We start from the raw sequence: 204 nt of genomic DNA, 5'->3' as shown, positions 1-204 counted from the left end.
TGGACCAACCTGCGCCACGGCACCTCGACCATGGACACACTGATCTCCCTCGGCACCCTGGCTGCGCTCGGGTGGTCGCTGTACGCCCTGTTCTGGGGCACGGCCGGCACCCCGGGCATGACCCACCCCTTCGAGCTGACCATCGAGCGCAGCGACGGGAGCGGCAACATCTACCTCGAAGCCGCCTCGGGTGTCACCACCTTC

1 protein-coding gene is annotated in these 204 nt (G+C 68.1%); it reads left to right on the top strand.

Annotated elements, in window-relative coordinates:
• The coding region (locus tag ACOADB_RS04185) for a hypothetical protein (protein ID WP_378596669.1) at positions 1–204 on the top strand (204 nt) is incomplete at both ends.

It is taken from the genome of Nocardioides sp. CPCC 206348, from assembly GCF_048654705.1.
Taxonomy (GTDB): domain Bacteria; phylum Actinomycetota; class Actinomycetes; order Propionibacteriales; family Nocardioidaceae; genus Nocardioides.
This window is presented reverse-complemented; position numbering and strand designations above follow the sequence as displayed.